Annotated in this window: 16 protein-coding genes; 9 read left to right on the forward strand and 7 right to left on the reverse strand. The window is 55.5% G+C overall.

The genetic code is table 11. From position 1 onward, the window contains the following. Nucleotides 1–83: 83 nt before the first annotated feature. Together tldD and RAL88_RS17650 are read right to left on the reverse strand one after the other, a co-directional pair. The gene (gene tldD / locus RAL88_RS17645) at nucleotides 84–1,520 is read right to left on the reverse strand and encodes a metalloprotease TldD (protein WP_306265255.1); all 1,437 of its coding nucleotides are present in this window, start codon (nucleotides 1,518–1,520) and stop codon (nucleotides 84–86) included. Next, complete coding sequence (locus RAL88_RS17650; protein ID WP_306265256.1) at nucleotides 1,520–2,038, reverse strand: invasion associated locus B family protein; 519 nt, start codon at nucleotides 2,036–2,038, stop codon at nucleotides 1,520–1,522. The genes tldD and RAL88_RS17650 overlap by 1 nt, the downstream gene beginning before the upstream one ends. 529 nt (nucleotides 2,039–2,567) lie before the next feature. Here RAL88_RS17650 and coxB point away from each other — a divergent pair. The 8 genes from coxB (at nucleotide 2,568) to RAL88_RS17690 (ending at nucleotide 9,300) form a co-directional block, all read left to right on the forward strand. After that, nucleotides 2,568–3,449, forward strand: coding sequence for a cytochrome c oxidase subunit II (gene coxB / locus RAL88_RS17655; RefSeq protein WP_371932190.1), 882 nt, complete (start codon nucleotides 2,568–2,570; stop codon nucleotides 3,447–3,449). A 108-nt stretch (nucleotides 3,450–3,557) separates the two neighbouring features. Beyond that, the gene (gene ctaD, locus RAL88_RS17660; RefSeq protein WP_306265257.1) at nucleotides 3,558–5,156 is read left to right on the forward strand and encodes a cytochrome c oxidase subunit I; all 1,599 of its coding nucleotides are present in this window, start codon (nucleotides 3,558–3,560) and stop codon (nucleotides 5,154–5,156) included. A 105-nt stretch (nucleotides 5,157–5,261) separates the two neighbouring features. Continuing rightward, nucleotides 5,262–6,230: a heme o synthase gene (locus RAL88_RS17665; protein ID WP_306269740.1), complete on the forward strand. Its 969-nt coding sequence runs from the start codon at nucleotides 5,262–5,264 to the stop codon at nucleotides 6,228–6,230. Nucleotides 6,231–6,238: 8 nt separating this feature from the next. Beyond that, nucleotides 6,239–6,445 carry a hypothetical protein gene (locus RAL88_RS17670; protein ID WP_306265258.1) on the forward strand — a complete coding sequence of 69 codons (207 nt, stop codon included), beginning with the start codon at nucleotides 6,239–6,241 and terminating at the stop codon, nucleotides 6,443–6,445. Between the two features lie 15 nt (nucleotides 6,446–6,460). Continuing rightward, nucleotides 6,461–7,072 (forward strand): cytochrome c oxidase assembly protein, encoded by a 612-nt coding sequence (locus RAL88_RS17675; RefSeq protein WP_306265260.1) that lies wholly within the window; start codon nucleotides 6,461–6,463, stop codon nucleotides 7,070–7,072. Between the two features lie 95 nt (nucleotides 7,073–7,167). Further along, the gene (locus tag RAL88_RS17680) at nucleotides 7,168–8,001 is read left to right on the forward strand and encodes a cytochrome c oxidase subunit 3 (RefSeq protein ID WP_306265261.1); all 834 of its coding nucleotides are present in this window, start codon (nucleotides 7,168–7,170) and stop codon (nucleotides 7,999–8,001) included. An 80-nt stretch (nucleotides 8,002–8,081) separates the two neighbouring features. Continuing rightward, nucleotides 8,082–8,489 carry a DUF983 domain-containing protein gene (locus RAL88_RS17685; protein WP_306265262.1) on the forward strand — a complete coding sequence of 136 codons (408 nt, stop codon included), beginning with the start codon at nucleotides 8,082–8,084 and terminating at the stop codon, nucleotides 8,487–8,489. Beyond that, complete coding sequence (locus RAL88_RS17690; RefSeq protein ID WP_306265263.1) at nucleotides 8,476–9,300, forward strand: SURF1 family protein; 825 nt, start codon at nucleotides 8,476–8,478, stop codon at nucleotides 9,298–9,300. Before RAL88_RS17685 ends, RAL88_RS17690 begins: the two co-directional genes overlap by 14 nt. Here the strand turns inward: RAL88_RS17690 and RAL88_RS17695 are convergent. After that, nucleotides 9,284–9,769, reverse strand: a complete 486-nt coding sequence (locus tag RAL88_RS17695) for a peroxiredoxin (RefSeq protein ID WP_306269742.1) — start codon at nucleotides 9,767–9,769, stop codon at nucleotides 9,284–9,286. The genes RAL88_RS17690 and RAL88_RS17695 overlap by 17 nt on opposite strands. 197 nt (nucleotides 9,770–9,966) lie before the next feature. Next, on the reverse strand, nucleotides 9,967–10,812 hold the full coding sequence (locus RAL88_RS17700; protein WP_306265264.1) for a protein-disulfide reductase DsbD domain-containing protein: 846 nt from the start codon (nucleotides 10,810–10,812) through the stop codon (nucleotides 9,967–9,969). A gap of 166 nt (nucleotides 10,813–10,978) precedes the next feature. Between RAL88_RS17700 and RAL88_RS17705 the strand changes: the two genes are divergently transcribed. After that, nucleotides 10,979–11,632 carry a YqgE/AlgH family protein gene (locus RAL88_RS17705; protein WP_306265265.1) on the forward strand — a complete coding sequence of 218 codons (654 nt, stop codon included), beginning with the start codon at nucleotides 10,979–10,981 and terminating at the stop codon, nucleotides 11,630–11,632. A gap of 57 nt (nucleotides 11,633–11,689) precedes the next feature. On the opposite strand, the gene RAL88_RS17710 is transcribed toward RAL88_RS17705, so the two are convergent. The 3 genes from RAL88_RS17710 to RAL88_RS17720 form a co-directional block, all read right to left on the reverse strand. After that, a complete protein-coding gene (locus RAL88_RS17710) occupies nucleotides 11,690–14,536 on the reverse strand; it encodes an EAL domain-containing protein (RefSeq protein WP_371932191.1) in 2,847 nt (948 codons plus the stop codon). A 281-nt stretch (nucleotides 14,537–14,817) separates the two neighbouring features. Next, nucleotides 14,818–15,432, reverse strand: a complete 615-nt coding sequence (locus RAL88_RS17715; RefSeq protein ID WP_306265267.1) for a GNAT family N-acetyltransferase — start codon at nucleotides 15,430–15,432, stop codon at nucleotides 14,818–14,820. Between the two features lie 18 nt (nucleotides 15,433–15,450). Next, on the reverse strand, nucleotides 15,451–16,731 hold the full coding sequence (locus tag RAL88_RS17720) for a pitrilysin family protein (RefSeq protein WP_306265268.1): 1,281 nt from the start codon (nucleotides 16,729–16,731) through the stop codon (nucleotides 15,451–15,453). Between the last annotated feature and the right edge of the window lie 6 nt (nucleotides 16,732–16,737).

Here is a 16,737-nt window from a genome sequence, read left to right on the forward strand (position 1 = left end):
CACAACGGCTCTCCTCGCCATTGGGACTACCATTGGGACTATATATCAGGCGTTGGATATAAACCGCTCGCGCCGGGTCTTTTTTACTGCTTTGCGGTCTGTGTTCCGCCGACAGTAATTGCGTCTATCCGCAACGTTGGCTGACCAACGCCAACGGGAACCCACTGCCCGGCTTTTCCGCAGGTGCCGACGCCGCGGTCAAGCTGCATGTCATTGCCGATCATCGAGACCCGCCGCATGGCATCCGGTCCGTTGCCGATCAGCATGGCACCCTTCACCGGCGCGCCGATTTTGCCGTTTTTGACCCGGTAGGCTTCGGTGCAGGAAAACACGAATTTACCCGATGTGATATCGACCTGGCCGCCGCCGAATGAAACCGCATAAAGCCCGTCTTTCAGGGAGGCGATAATCTCTTCCGGCGCGTCCTGGCCGCCCAGCATACAGGTATTGGTCATGCGCGGCATCGGCGCATGGGCGTAGGATTGACGGCGTCCGTTCCCGGTTGGAACCACGCCCGAAAGACGCGCATTCTGGCGGTCTTGCATATAGCCAACCAGCTTGCCATCCTCAATCAGAACCGTCCTGGATGTCGGAGTGCCCTCATCATCGACGCTCAGCGAGCCCCGCCGTGCAGCAAGGGTGCCATCATCGACTATGGTAACGCCCTTGGAGGCAACCTGCTCACCCATCAGCGTGGCAAAGGCTGAGGTGCCCTTGCGGTTGAAATCACCTTCCAGGCCATGGCCGACAGCTTCATGCAGCAAAATGCCGGGCCAGCCCGGTCCCAGCACAACATTCATTTCCCCTGCGGGCGCTGCCTCTGCAGTCAGATTGACACGGGCCTGGCGTACGGCATCGTCAACGCCGGCTTTCCAGGCTTCTTCATTGATGAAAGCGTCGAACCCGTCGCGCCCGCCAAATCCGAAGGAGCCTGTCTCCTGCCGTGCACCGTCCCGGGCAATCACCGAGACATTGAAACGCAGCATCGGCCGGATATCTTCCACCAGGTGTCCATCGGCGCGCAGTATTTTTACGATCTGCCAGCTGGCGGCAAGGCCTGTAGAGACCTGGGCAATATCGCTGCCGCTATCGCGCGCATAGGCATCGACAGTTTCCAGCAGGGCAATCTTCTCGCTGTATTGTGGTGTGCTCAGCGGGTTGTCTTCGCCATAAAGTTTTCTGTTGGTGCGCATCGGCGCATCGGCATAGTGTCCTGAATAGCCCTTGCCGACAGCACTTACCGCCTCCACCGCACGGGCCAGCGCCACATCGGACAATTCACTGGAATGAGCATAGCCGACTGCTTCACCGCAGACGCTGCGCAATCCAAAGCCCTGATCCACATCGAATGTTGCGCTTTTCAGCCGGCCATTGTCGAAACTCAGGCTTTCCTGCTGGCGGTATTCGGCGAATAATTCGCCATCATCCGACCCGGTTAGCGCATCACTGATGTGGCGCCTTGTGACCGGGGACTCCAGTTCAAGGCCTTCAAAGTAACTGGCGGATTGCGGCAAACTCATTACGGCAGGGCGTCATAGCCGGCGCTGAAACCGGACAGGGATATCGGAATACCGATGCCTGCTTCGGGCGTCTCGAAGACAATAAAGGTAGCCTGTTCTCCGCGCCGCAACTTGTCCAGCAGAGCATCTTCCATAATCACCTCCGCCAGACAGCCTTCAGAGACACAGCGCACAAAACCGGCCCGGCCGACATCTTCACTGTCGATTTTCAAACCCAGGCCCGATGGCAGCAAAACGCCCAGAGGTGTAATGACACGCAACAGTTTGGCCTTTCCGTCGGCGGTTTTCAGGACGATCACGCTGAGGCCGACATTGGGCCGGTCTTCAGCAGCAACATATTGCATCAGTGCACATTGCTGGCCCTGGGCTCCCGGCGGCGTTTCACACCGCATTGTCCAGTCATCATACGGGGTCTGGGCCTGCTGTGCGCTGGCCGCAAAGGTGGCCAGAAGAAAACCGGCCAGAACAAGAGGGGCTAGAATTCGCAAAGATGACAAAGGGCGGAAAGAAACCTGCATGGGATCCCATCTCATTTAACCAAAGTTGTAACGTCCCTAGCAGAGCGTGACACGCTGTCAAGCAATGCGCAGTTGCTGCCGTCTCGTCAGGTCCGGAATTCCGGCGGAAAATGCGGTTTGTTACGCGAATTTAATCAAACAGAAGCCGCTGCCGGCAAGATCGGCTGATGCATCAGATGTCTGAGGATTTGGGCGATAATCTGTCATACATACAATTTTGTCGATTGCTCTATTCTCCAGATTGCACGAGTCGGACCGGGTCCAGGCTTGATCAGGGCCTGTGTTTTATATATTCATATTGTATGAATGTTTGATCATGTGGCGGAGAAAAGTAACACGCTTTTGGGCATAAGTTCTTCTCGACACGGCATGGCAAGCCCCGTATATGAGGGCGGAAAATGGATTGGGGTTTCAGCTTTTTCCAGCTGCAAGGATGGATCATCGCCGGACACTGCGGTAATGAGTTGAATTGGAGTCGCGAATGCGGCAGCGCCACAAAAATGCAAACGGGCAAAAGGTTGTCATTATGATGAAGTTGAAGCGCAGTGCGTCCGCGCTTTTGAAATGTGCAAAGCGGCATGCAACGGTCTTATTTGCTGGTATGGCGGGGTCGCTCGGGTTCGCAACAATCTCATTTGCTGCACAACCAAAGCCCTGGGAGATCGCCTTTCAGGAAGCTGCCTCACCTGTCATGGAAAAGATCAACTCATTCAACACATTCACATTGTGGATTGTCGTTCCAATTGTGTTGCTGGTTCTCGCCCTGCTGATAATTTGTGCCGTGCGGTTTAACTCCAAATCCAACCCGACACCCTCTAAAACCACTCATAATACGTTGATTGAAATTGTCTGGACGGTGGCGCCGGTCCTGATTTTGGTGATTCTGGCGGTTCCCTCCTTCCGTCTGCTCTACAACCAGCTGGAAATTCCGGAAGCGGAAATGACCATCAAGGCGACCGGCTATCAGTGGTATTGGGGTTATGAATATCCTGACAACAATGACATCGCCTTTGATTCCCTGATGCTGCAGGATGATGAGCGTGGTCCCGACGATCCGCGCCTTCTGGCTGTTGACAATGAAATTGTGGTCCCCGTCGGCAAGGTCATAAGGGTTCAGGTTACGGCTGCAGACGTGTTGCATTCCTTCGCCATGCCGTCCATGGGCCTGAAAATGGATGCGGTGCCTGGCCGCTTGAATGAGACCTGGTTCAAGGCGGAGCGCGAAGGCATCTATTACGGCCAGTGTTCCGAACTTTGCGGTGTCATGCACGCCTTCATGCCAATTGCGATCCGTGTTGTCAGTGACGATCAGTTCCAGCAATGGGCATCCATGGCTGCAGATGATGTCGAAGGTGCCAACGAAATGCTGGCAGGGCTTCTCGAAGAACAGAAAAAACTGGCGCAACGCTAGAATTTGCGCGGCGCGAGCGCGACTTTGACGAAACACGAGTAAGAGCCCGAAAGGGCCAGCCGGGGCCTCCATCAGGGGCCGGCAGATGCAGATAGGAGACTTGGACAAATGGCAGGCACGGCAGCACATGCAGACGCCCACGGCCACCCGACAGGCTGGCGCCGCTACGTCTATTCGACGAACCACAAAGATATCGGAACGATGTATCTGATCTTTGCGATTTTCTCGGGCATTCTGGGCGGCGCTCTGTCCGTTGCCATGCGCATGGAATTGCAGGAACCGGGCATGCAGATTTTCAGCGATCCGCATGTCTACAATGTGTTCACAACCGGCCATGGCCTGATCATGATTTTCTTCATGGTAATGCCAGCCCTCATTGGCGGCTTTGCCAACTGGTTTGTGCCGATCATGATCGGCGCGCCGGATATGGCGTTTCCGCGCATGAACAACATCTCGTTCTGGCTTCTGCCGCCGGCGCTGATCCTGCTTATGACTTCAATGTTTGTTGAAGGACCTCCGGGTGCAAACGGTGCGGGTGGCGGTTGGACCATTTATCCGCCGCTGTCGACATCGGGTCAGCCCGGACCGGCGATGGATCTGGTGATCCTGTCGCTGCATCTGGCGGGTGCTTCGTCAATTCTCGGCGCCATCAATTTTATCACCACCATCTTCAATATGCGTGCCCCGGGCATGACCCTGCACAAAATGCCACTGTTCGCCTGGTCGGTGCTGATTACGGCGTTCATGCTGTTGCTGGCCCTGCCGGTGCTGGCGGGAGCCATCACCATGCTGCTGACAGACCGGAATTTCGGAACCACGTTCTTTTCCCCTGAAGGCGGCGGCGATCCGATCCTGTTCCAGCATCTGTTCTGGTTCTTCGGTCATCCGGAGGTGTATATTCTCATTCTCCCGGGCTTTGGTATCATCAGCCACGTAATATCGACTTTTTCCAGGAAACCGATTTTCGGGTATCTCGGGATGGCCTATGCGATGGTCGCAATTGGCGTCGTGGGTTTCATCGTCTGGGCTCACCACATGTTCACAGTCGGTCTGGATGTCGATACACAGGCTTATTTTGTGTTCGCGACTATGGTTATCGCGGTGCCGACCGGGGTCAAGATTTTCTCATGGATTGCCACAATGTGGGGCGGCTCGATTGATTTCCGCACCCCGATGTTGTGGGCAATGGGTTTCATCTTCCTGTTCACCGTAGGTGGTGTAACCGGCGTTCAACTGGCCAATGCCGGTCTCGACCGGTCCTTGCATGACACCTATTTTGTGGTCGCGCATTTCCACTATGTGCTGTCGCTGGGTGCGGTGTTTGCGATTTTCGCTGCATGGTATTACTGGTTCCCGAAAATGTCGGGCCTGATGTATAATGAAACCATTGGCAAGCTGCATTTCTATGTCACTTTCATTTCGGTGAACCTGATCTTCTTCCCGCAGCATTTCCTTGGCATGGCTGGCATGCCGCGCCGTTACGTTGATTATCCCGATGCGATGGCCGGCTGGAACTTCGTTTCTTCGATCGGTTCCTACTTGTCGGCTTTCGCGGTATTGATTTTCATTTACGGCGTCTATGAAGCATTTTCGAAGAAACGGGTCGCCGGAGCGAACCCCTGGGGTGTCGGCGCAACAACGCTGGAATGGCAATTGCCATCTCCGCCTCCGTTCCATCAATGGGAGAAACTGCCGCGTATCAAATAGGCAGCCGGGCAAACCCAAGTATGCGGACCCGAACTGCGCTGCCGGCCTTTCGCAAGAACAGGCTGGCAGCTTGTTAAGAGGACCCAACAGGCAGCACAGGTGAATATGTCGACAGCAGACATAGAAGCAAGAACAGAGTTGCAGTCATTGGCCAGCCCGGCACTGGATCACCAGATTTCGCAGGCTGAGCCGAAGGATTTTTTTGCGCTGATGAAGCCCGGCGTGATGCGGCTCGTGGTCTTCACCGCGCTGGTCGGTATGGTGAGTGCGGCGGCGACTTCGGACACGGTGTTGCTGGAGCCGGTAACCGGTGCCATCGCGCTGCTCTGCATCGCCATTGGAGGCGGGGCCTCCGGTGCCCTGAATATGTGGTATGAGGCGGATCTTGACCGGCTCATGAAACGCACGGCAAAAAGACCGATTCCGGCTGGCCGGGTCTCGCGTAATGAAGCTTTGGGCTTCGGCATTTTCATGGCCGCACTGTCCGTCATGATTCTGGGTCTTGTTGCGAATCTGCTGGCTGCCGCTTTGCTGGCTTTCACGATTTTCTTTTACATCGTTGTCTATACAATCTGGCTGAAACGGCGCACGCAACAGAATATCGTTATTGGCGGGGCTGCCGGCGCATTGCCGCCGGTTGTGGCCTGGGCTGCGATGACCGGCTCGGTCGGCATTGAGCCGTTTGTGTTGTTTCTCATCATCTTCATGTGGACGCCGCCGCATTTCTGGGCACTGGCCCTGTTTGCCAGCAAGGATTATGAGCGCGCTGGCATTCCAATGATGCCCGTGGTCTCGGGCGATGCCTATACGCGCCGCCAGATTCTTATCTATTCGATTCTGCTGGCACCCGTTGCGCTGGCACCCTGGGTTCTGGGCTTTGGCGGCCTTGTCTATGGCTTGACCACCGCTTTGCTGAGCATAGGCTTCATCTGGCGTGCAGTCGTTGTCTACCGGGACACGGAAGCTGCCGAAAATAATCGCGCAGCCAAACGCCTGTTTGCCTATTCAATCATCTATCTGTTCGCCCTGTTCGGTGTGCTTCTGCTGGAAGCCATCGTCCAGCTTGTTTTTTGAGGACGACCATGAACGAACCGGAAATTTCAGAAGGCGGGCCAGAAGACTGGCCACAAGACTGGCCACAAGACGGGCTGGAACTGTCTCCAGAAGACCGGAAAAGACGCAACAGACGATCGGTCGCGATTGCACTGGGGCTGATTTTTCTGGTCGCATTATTCTATCTGATGACGATCTACAAATTCGGCCCGGAACTGATGAATAAACCGCTTTAGGACGGATACCAGCAGATGGAAATCAAACCCGGTAACGAGCAGGCATTGAAACGCCGCAGGCTGACTGCAGCTGCCTGCGGGGTGTTTCTGGCAAGCATGCTTGGTGTGTCCTATGCGGCAGTGCCGCTTTATAACTTGTTTTGTAAAGTGACCGGTTATGGCGGCACTACGCAGATTGCGCAAACCGGCGCTGACAGAATTCTGGATCGCAAGATCACCATTCGGTTTGACGCGAATGTAGCTGGCGGGCTGGCCTGGTCGTTCAAACCGACCGAGCGCTCTATGGTCTTGCAGATCGGTGAAACCGGGCAGGCGACATACCGGTTTTCCAATACCGGGGCCGCTCCAAGTGTCGGCACGTCCACATTCAATGTGACGCCGCAGTCAGCCGGAGCCTATTTCAACAAGCTGGAGTGTTTCTGTTTTACCGAGCAGGCTCTTGCTGCCGGTGAAAGTGTCGAATTGCCGGTGGTGTTTTTCATCGATCCGGCGATGGTCGAGGACAAGGATCTGGAGCATGTCAATACTATCACACTCTCCTATACGTTTTTTCCGGCTGCCGGCGGAACCGCGCCGGTTGCGAAGGTCAAACAGCCGGTGTCTGAAAAAACACCGGAAAAGCTTTAGACCAGAGTGAATTTGCACCAGAAAGCTCTATGAGCAAATGTGAAATCGCGCTATTGAAGCGCAAATGACAGTGACGAGAAAGACCGGGGACTAATATGGCTGAAACACATGCCAACGATCATGACTACCATCTGGTGGATCCAAGCCCGTGGCCATTCGTTGGCTCGGTATCAGCTCTTGCTTTGGCATTCGGAGCGGTGGCGTATTTCGACGGCGCATCGGCTCTGTGGATGTTGCCCGGCTTTTTCGGCGTTATCTACACGATGATTGCCTGGTGGAGCGATGTCATCAAGGAGGCCCATGTCGGCCACCACACTCCGGTGGTGCAGATGCATCTGCGCTATGGCATGATCCTGTTCATTGCCTCTGAAGTGATGTTCTTTGTCGCCTGGTTCTGGGCCTTCTTCGATGCCAGTCTGTTTGTCAATGAAGCGCAACAGGTAGCGCGCGTTGAATTCACCGGCGGTCAATGGCCTCCGAGCGGTGTGGAAGTACTGAATCCATGGCATTTGCCGCTGATCAACACATTGATCCTGCTCACATCAGGTACGACAGTCACCTGGGCGCATCATGCGCTGCTGCATAATGATCGGCGTGGCTTGGTCTGGGGCCTTGTCCTGACCGTTCTTTTGGGTGCCTTGTTCTCAACCATACAAGCATATGAATACATCCATGCCGCCTTCAGTTTCTCCGGCAGCATTTATGGATCAACGTTCTATATGGCCACCGGTTTCCATGGCTTCCATGTGCTGATCGGAACGATCTTCCTGATCGTCTGTCTGGTGCGGGCGGTCAAAGGCGATTTCACGCCAAAGCAGCATTTCGGCTTTGAAGCGGCGGCCTGGTATTGGCACTTCGTGGATGTGGTCTGGCTGTTCCTGTTCGCGTCGATATATGTCTGGGGTTCGCTCGGCGCGGTGCCTCAATAGCATTTCGCAAACTTGTCCAGGATTGGCGCGCCCGGTTTCCGGGGCGCGCCTTTTTGTCTTCAATCAAATGAGTTTTGGCTTTGACCGATCCCGATGATTTGCTGCGCTATCCAGTCCTGACTGCGGGACAGACCGGATTGAAGGGCAAATGCCCAAGATGCGGGGAGGGCCCTTTGTTTGACGGGTTTCTCCAGACCGCCGAGCGCTGCCGGCGCTGTGATCTGGATTTCAGCTTTATCGACAGCGGCGATGGCCCTGCGGTTTTTGTGATTTTCATTGTCGGCTTTCTGGCGGTCGTTGGCGTCTTGATGACGGAAGTGATCTTCACGCCGCCGATCTGGCTCAACATGCTGATCTGGATGCCGCTGACGCTGGTTCTCTGCCTGATCTTTCTGCGACCATTGAAGGGTCTGCTGATAGCCCAGCAATATCATCGCAAGGCCGCGCAAGGCGCTTTACAGGACGAGGATGGGCATGGCGATGCCTGATAACCAGGCCAGCTTGAAGCCCGCGAAGCTCCAGGGAACTCTATGGCAGCGTCTTTTCTGGCCAGCCCTGCTATCCGCCATAGTTCTGGCGGTTCTGCTGACGCTTGGCACCTGGCAGCTGCAGCGCATGGCCTGGAAAGAAAAACTGATAGCCAGCGTATCGCAAAGGCTTGAGGCGGCTCCTGATAACCTGCCGCCCGCCGTGGAATGGGAAGCGCTCGATCCGCAGGCCTACCAGTATCGCCGGGTACAACTGACAGGCCGCTATCTGCAGTCATATCAGCAGCGGGCCTATATGGTGATCAGCACCCCTCAGGGCGGGCCCCATGGTGGCCAGGGGTACTGGATCATGACGCCATTCGAGGTGACAGGTGGCAGCGTTGTCTGGGTGAACCGGGGGTTTGTGCCAAATGCGCTTATCGGCACGGATTTTTCAGCCAGCGAAGCAGCCATCACCCTCACCGGACTGATGCGCGCGCCGGAGCAAGTCAATTTCGCAACCCCCGGCAATGAGGACGGTTTTGACGGCACCATGTGGTTTGTCCGCGATCCGCTGGCGATGACACGACAGAGCGCACTGGATGCCCCGTTTATCGCGCCCTTCTTCATCGATCTTGAGGCCAGCCAGGGTGAAGGACTGCCGCAGGCGGGCGAAACCCGGATAGTCTTTTCCAACAGGCATTTTGGCTATGTCGTCACCTGGTACGGGCTCGCGTTGACACTGGCCGGTGTTTTTATCGCCTATGCACGACGCGAATACAGACGCTCTAGCGATCTAGCGAAAGAACGCTCCGTCAGAGTTGTTCCATAATCGCAGCGGCACCGGATATGATAGCTTGTCCGCGCATCTCTTCCAGGTTGAAACTGGTGACAACGCCATTTTCCACAATCATTGAATAGCGTTTCGAGCGAACACCCATGCCGACAATGGAGGAATCCGTGTCCATCCCGACAGCGCGGGTGAAATCAGCGTTTCCGTCGGACAAAAACAGGATTTTTCCTTTGCCGCCGGTGCTGTTGGCCCAGGCCTCCATCACATGCGGATCATTGACTGAAACAACCGCAACCTCGTCCACACCTTTGGCCTTGATGGTTTCCAGATGATCCAGATAACCCGGCAAGTGGTCGGCATGGCATGTTGGTGTAAACGCACCTGGCAAGGCAAACAGCACGACTTTACGATTGGCGAAAATATCGTCGGTGGAAAGTCTTTCGATGTTACCGCCAGCTTTGATAAAAAAATGGGCAAATGGGATTGTTTCGCCAACGGCAATTGTCATGCGTATCTCTTCGATGTTTCTGGATTCAGTCATGATATCAATCCTATGTAGTGCACATTTTTTGATTGTCGAGCCTTTTTAAGATCCTGATTAATGCAACCGGAAAGGCAGGCATAACCTCACGATTCGGAGGCGCCAACACGGTGAAATCATTCGAAAATGTGATGGATTGTCGCAGGCATTGATCTCGAAACCATCTAGGGCTTGCTGAGCGTAAAGTCCTGTTCGAAGGATTGGTCCGGCCCGACCATCGTCAGTCGCATTGCGGCTCCCCATGGGCTTTCCCCAAGAGGCACGCCATCCAGCGCCAGCGCCCACTCGCTGCCGTTTGTGCCGCCAGAGGATTGCAGTTTTTGTGGCAGGCCCAGAAACCAGGTTTGCGGACCTTCCACAAAGACATCCTGGATTTGCAGATCTGCCGGAACCCGGATCGTCAGCAAGGCAGTCGTCCCTGCGCGTTCAACGATAGACACCTGCGGGCGTTCGGTGACCGATGCGACAATTGGTACGGATGCGGTTGCGGAGTTGAGAATTTCTTTCGCACTGTTCGTTGCCACAAAAACCGGTGGTATTTTCAGGGAAAAGCGCTCCGAAACCGGGATGCAGACCTCCCGGCAAATGCCCAAAATCACATTCAATTCCAGATTGGTTGGAACACCTGGACGCTGCAGATCGATTTCAATCGGAAAAACCACGTGTTTTTTGTAGCCAACGGATTCGCCATATTCATCGGTAAACCGCACGGGAGCGGGAAATTGTGCCCGCGTTTGCGCAATATTGCTGGCACCAGACCAGTCAAATGTCGGAGGAATGCCGGAATCTCCTGGCGAACGCCAATAGGTTTTCCAGTTCTTGTCCAGCTCGATTTCCAGTCCTGCCAGCAGACGGCCGCTCATTGGATCGCCGATGGCCAACAGGCGCGCCCGGGCATTTGGCAAGTCCTGCCACGCGCCCTCCAGCGCCTGGGATGGCAGGGCCGCAACGAAGCTGGTCAACAGGAATCCTGCAAACAGCACAGCAAATCGAAAAAATCTATGTATCATGCCCGTTCTTACCTTCATCCGGTGCCCCGGAAAAGACTGCATTGGCCCGTTGCGATCATATCTGCGTGATACACAGGCAGTGGATGGCATGGCTATGATAAGCTGAACTATGTCATAGTGCAGGCAAATTTGCACGGTTACCGCCGAAAATACGGGAAAATTGAGTGTGTCCAGACCACCGGATTCAAAAACAAATCCTGTCAGCGGGCATGCTGATGGCGGCTGGTTGACCGGCTCCTGTCTTATTTCCATGCCGGCCATGACAGATCCCCGCTTCCACCGCACAATCATCTTCCTGTGCACCCATGACGAGGAAGGTGCCATGGGGCTTGTGGTCAACCGGCCTCACAACAGCATCGGTTTTCGTTCTCTTTGTGCAAAGCTGAAGCTGCCCGTGCCGGACAGCTCGCCCGGACAAGATGCCGGCCACATTGCCGGAGATGGCGGTGCGAAGTCCTCCAATATCCAGGTTCTGGCTGGTGGCCCTGTCGAGATCGGGCGCGGTTTTGTGCTGCACCAGGTATCGGGCGATCATGCCCGATCTCTCCAGATCACCGATGATCTGGCACTGTGCGCAACCATGGAAGCCATAGAGGGGCTGGCCCGGGGCAAAGGCCCGCCTGCGGCCCGTATTGCGCTGGGTTATGCCGGTTGGGGCTCCGGCCAGTTGGAAGATGAAATTCGTGAGAATGCCTGGCTGGTGTGCAAGGCTGACGCAAAATTGGTTTTGCAGACCGTTCCGGATCAGATGTATGCAGCCGCTCTTGCCCGGTTAGGCATTAATCTGGCGGGTCTGGTCAGCACCAGCGGCCGGGCCTGAGGGCCAGCACTGCAAGCAGGAAGGCGACCAGAGCCCGTTTACCAACCCGTAGTCGGGTCAGCTCTTTGCGTAGGATGTGCTGCGAAACAGCATTTCCTCGGCTTCACTGGCTTTCATCGGCTGACCAAACAGGAAACCCTGGGCGAATTCGCATTCCTGATCAGTGAGTTCCACCACGTCGCTTTCGTTTTCCGCCCCTTCCGCGATCACATCCATATCCAGATCGTGGGCCAGAGCAATGATCGAGCGAAGGATCACCAACTGGCTTTCGTGGCCAGTCTGGCGAACAAAGGATTTGTCGATTTTCAATGTATCGAACGGAAACCGCTGCAGATAGGACAGGGATGAATATCCGGTGCCGAAATCGTCAAGCGCCAGACCGGTTCCCAGATCGCGCAGACGTTCCAGAACCTGTGCGGCATATTCCGGATTCTGCATGACCAGAGATTCAGTGATTTCCAGCTTCAGGCTGCCCGGCAAAACCGGGGAGCGCAGGAACACCGATTTGACATCATTGATCAGATCCTGGCGGAAAATCTGCCGGCTGGACACATTGACGTTCATGAACAAGGGCGTGCGAATGCGCGGAGATTGCTGCCATTCGGCCAGTTGCTGAGTTGCCTCTTCCAGAGCGAACAGTCCGATATCGGCAATCAGATTGCTTTCCTCGGCGATCGGTATGAACTCGGCAGGAGCCAGCGTCCCAAGCTCCGGATGTTCCCACCGCATCAAAGCTTCAAATCCGGCAATCGAGCGGTCCTCCAGCCGGATTACCGGCTGGTAGTACATAACCAGTTCGTCGCGTGCCAGCGCCTGACGCAGACGGCTGGCCACTTCCAGCCTGCCGGACACGGCTTCGCCGCTGACTTCGGCAAATACGCTGATTTCATTGCCGCCTTTGCGTTTGGCATCATACAGCGCTGTTTCGGCCTGACGCAGCAAATCCTGGGCGTCAATCTGCTCTTCTTCAAAATGCGCGATTCCGATGGAGCCTGACAGGAAAACTTCCTCGGAGCCGATCGAGATTGCCGATTTCATCATCCGCAGAATGGCTCTGGCGATGTTCTCGACTTTTTCCGTATCCTCTTCCGAGATCAGCATCATCGCGAACTGGTCGCCACCAATTCTGGCGATGGTGTCCTGCGGCCGCGTCATGCGGGCCAGCCGTCTTGATACGGCCAGCAGCACGGAATCCCCGATGGCGAGGCCGAATTTATCATTGATGTCGCTGAACTGGTCGATATCGATAAGGATAATTGAGGGATAGCCCGCATCATCGACCTCGGAGCGGGTGAGGGCAGTCTGCAGGCGGTCAATGAACAATTCGCGGTTGGGCAGGGCGGTCAGATTATCGTGCACTGCATCGTGCATGAGCCGCTCTTGTGCATTTTTCTGCTCGGTAATATCCGTCAGAGTGCCGACACATCTCACGACTTCGCCATCAGAGCCGATGACCGGTCTGGCGCGTAGCGAAAACCAGTGAAAATCATCATTCTTTGACCGCAGGCGGAACTCCTGAACGATGCGGCCCCGGCGTTGTACAAGCACGGTATCGAGCATCAGCCGGAAACGATCGCGATCCGAGGGATGGATGAATTCCAGCCAGTCGCGGGCATGGCTTTCCAGAGTGCCGCGACGCAAACCGAGCTTCTGTTCAACTTCGGGGCTGACCACCATGCGGTCCCGCATCACGTCCCAGTCCCAGATCATGTCACCGGAACCGGTCAGCGCCAGGGCGCGGCGCTGCTGATCGCCAAGATCTCCGGTAATCACGGTCCCGCCGGAGAACGCATGTTGCATCAACGTAAAGCCAATCAGCAGAACAATCAGCACCATGCCCCCGGCCAGGGCGGGTTGCACTGTGTCATTATTTAAAACGCCGATTACGCTGGACATCGCCGCCAGCAGCCAGAACACCAGCAATATCCAGGTCGGAATAATCATCACGGCACGGTCGTAGCCCATCCAGCTCATCCAGATGATCAGAACCATGCCGCCGATAACGGTAAGTCCAAAAGCAATCCGCGCAATGCCGGCGCCAAGGCCTGGCTCGATCATGGCAATGGCGACGATCATCGCCATGATGAACAGCACGCCCATGACAGCAATCCGGTAGGTCGTGTTCCAGCGATCCAGATTCAGATAGGTGTAGATGAAGACCACAAGACTTGCGGCAAGGAATATCTCTGCAGCGGCACGATGGATCTGGGTTTGCTCGGTCGTCAGATCAAAGAAATTATTCCAGAATCCAAAATCGATACAGACGTAAATCAGAACGCCCCATGCCAGGCCCGCAGCGGCCGGGAACATGGCGGTACCCTTGACCACGAAAATAATCGTCAGAAACACAGCCAGAAGACCGGCAATACCAATCACCAATCCTTGATAGAGTGTGTAATTATTCACGCTGTCGCGATAGGTATCCGCTTCCCAAAGCTCCAGCTTGGGCAGCCGTTCCTCCTGCATTTCGACGATGAAGGTGACAACGGCACCCGGGTCGAGCGTGATCAGAAAGACATCCGACTCTTTACTGGACACCCGCTCCGGGGCAAAACCTTCGCTCGGCGTAATATTCCTGATGCGGATTGTGCCAAGATCGGGCACAAACAGGCCTGAGCCGGGGAGCCAGTAATGCGGCGCGACCAACAGTCGGTCAATCTGCTGATTTCCCGTATTGGCAAGCGCAAACACTGCCCAGTTTGAAGCAATGTTCGGATCGCGGGACTGAACTTCGATGCGGCGGATGATGCCGTCCGGGCCCGGCGCCGTGGAGACCTGCAGGCGGGCACCGGAATCCCTGTAGAATTCAACTGCCGGACGCAAATTCAAGGTGCGGCCGTCAAGTGGCACACTGACCGCCTCGACTGCAGATGCCGGTGTTGAAATCAACATCATGGCAGACATGCTCAGCCAGGCAGCAACCAGGACCACAAGAATGTCACGGAAAGAACGCAGGCAACGCAACTATTGTATCTCCAAAGCAGTTAAGCACTTAGACAAATCATTCAAGCTTTGGAAGATGCCGAAATCAGCGTCTGGCCCATGGTGTGACCCGTCAGGCTTGAGTGCCATCTTAGTATTGAGTTCCGACCCCGGACACAAGGCGTCAAAGCCTATAGAAGCCAAATGTGGCCCATTTTTAATTAATTGATAGATGCCGTGTTTAAAACCACTCTGCTCATTTCTCAGGTGTCTTTGTTGAGGTCTTTTTTCAAAATCGCGAACAGGACGTGATCCCGCCAGCGTCCGTCGATACACAGATATTCTCTGGCATAGCCTTCACGCTGAAAGCCGAGCCGCTGCAGCAGATTTATCGAACGTAGATTGTCCGGAATACAGGCAGCTTCGACACGGTGCAGCCCGAGCGAATTGAATGCAAATGGCAGCGTCGATCTGACGGCTGCCGACATATAGCCCTGACCGGCAAACGACTCGCCCATCCAGTAACCCAGATTCACCGCCTGGGTCACGCCGCGCCGGATATTTGACAGGTTGAGACCGCCGACCAATTGCTCATCGTGTTTGCGGAATATGAACAAAGCGTGCGCCTGGCCCTCGCGTGTTTCCTGCTGGTATCTGCGAATTCGCCGCCGAAAGGCGTTACGCGTCAGATCATCGCTCGCCCAGCTTGGCTCCCAGGGCTTCAGGAAAGCGCGGCTTGTAGCACGGATCTCCGACCACATTGCATAATCGGTTATCTGCGGCGGCCGCAGAAAAATGCCTTCGCCCGCTTTGGTGCCGCCGCGTGCTGTCTGCTGTTTCGGCGTACGGGTGGTGTTGTGCAAAAAGGCAAATGTCATGCCGAACCACTTTTTGATCTAAGCCCGTTTAAGATGCCCCGAAATGGCTTCAGTTGAAAGCACCGATTCCACCCCGTCAATCGGGCCGATTGATGCCAGTGTCGGTGGTCTGTTTGTGAACAGCGATCCGCCAAGATCCCGCAGATCCGCCGGCGTAATGGCATCGATCTTCGCCACCAGTTCGTTCAGATCGATGACACGTCCGAACACCAGCATCTGCCGGGCAATCTGCGCCGCACGGGAGGACGGACTTTCCAGACTCATCAGCAGGCTGGCGCGCACCTGCGCCCGCGCCCGGCTAACCTCAGCTTCGGAAATTCCGTCGCAGGCTTTCAACATTTCGTCCAGCACCACCGGCACCAGTTCAGGAATGTCTTCGCGGCCGGTCGCCGCATGAATGCCGAACAATCCGGTATCGGAAAAGCCCCAGTGGAAGGAATAGATCGAATAGCACAGGCCTCTGGTTTCGCGCACTTCCTGAAACAGCCGCGAGGCCATGCCGCCGCCCAGAACACTGGCCAGAAGCTGGGTCGCATAGAACCTGTCATCCTTATAGGAATGGCCTTCAAATCCCAGCAGAATATGGGCTTCCATCAGGTCTTTCGGCTGGAAAAACTGTCCGCCCGTATAGGCCGCTTTCTCGTGTTCGATGATCGGCTTGTCCGGCTCGGTCAATCCGCCGAATGCCTTTTCAGTCTGCCGCACGAATTCATCGTGGTCGACGGCTCCGGCGGCAGACACCACCATATCTGCGGGCTTGTACTGCGCCGTCAGGAATTGCCTGAGATCGTCTGTTGAAAAGCCCTGCACAGTTTCCGCCGTCCCCAGAATTGTGCGCCCTATCGGCTGATTGTTAAATGCCGCTTCCTGAAAGGCGTCGAATACAAGATCCTCGGGATTGTCCAGTGTCGCACCGATTTCCTGGAGTATGACATGCTGCTCGCGGTGCAGTTCATCCGCGTCGAAGCGAGCATTCAACAGAATGTCACTCAGGATATCCAGCGCCAGCGGCACATCGTCTTTCAGCACTCTGGCGAAATAGGACGTGTTTTCCACACTGGTGGCGGCATTCAAATCGCCGCCCACGGCTTCGATTTCTTCTGCAATGGCGCGGGCCGACCGGTTTCGGGTGCCCTTGAACGCCATATGCTCAAGCAGATGCGAGATACCGTGCTGCCGTCGGGTCTCATTGCGCGATCCCGACCGGACCCAGACCCCCAATGCAGCACTTTCAAGATGCGGCATGGCGTGGGTCACCACAGTCATACCATTACTCAAGACCGTATGCTCAACGCTCATCGGTCA

The sequence above is a fragment of the Pararhizobium sp. IMCC3301 genome (assembly GCF_030758315.1).
Classification (GTDB): Bacteria; Pseudomonadota; Alphaproteobacteria; order Rhizobiales.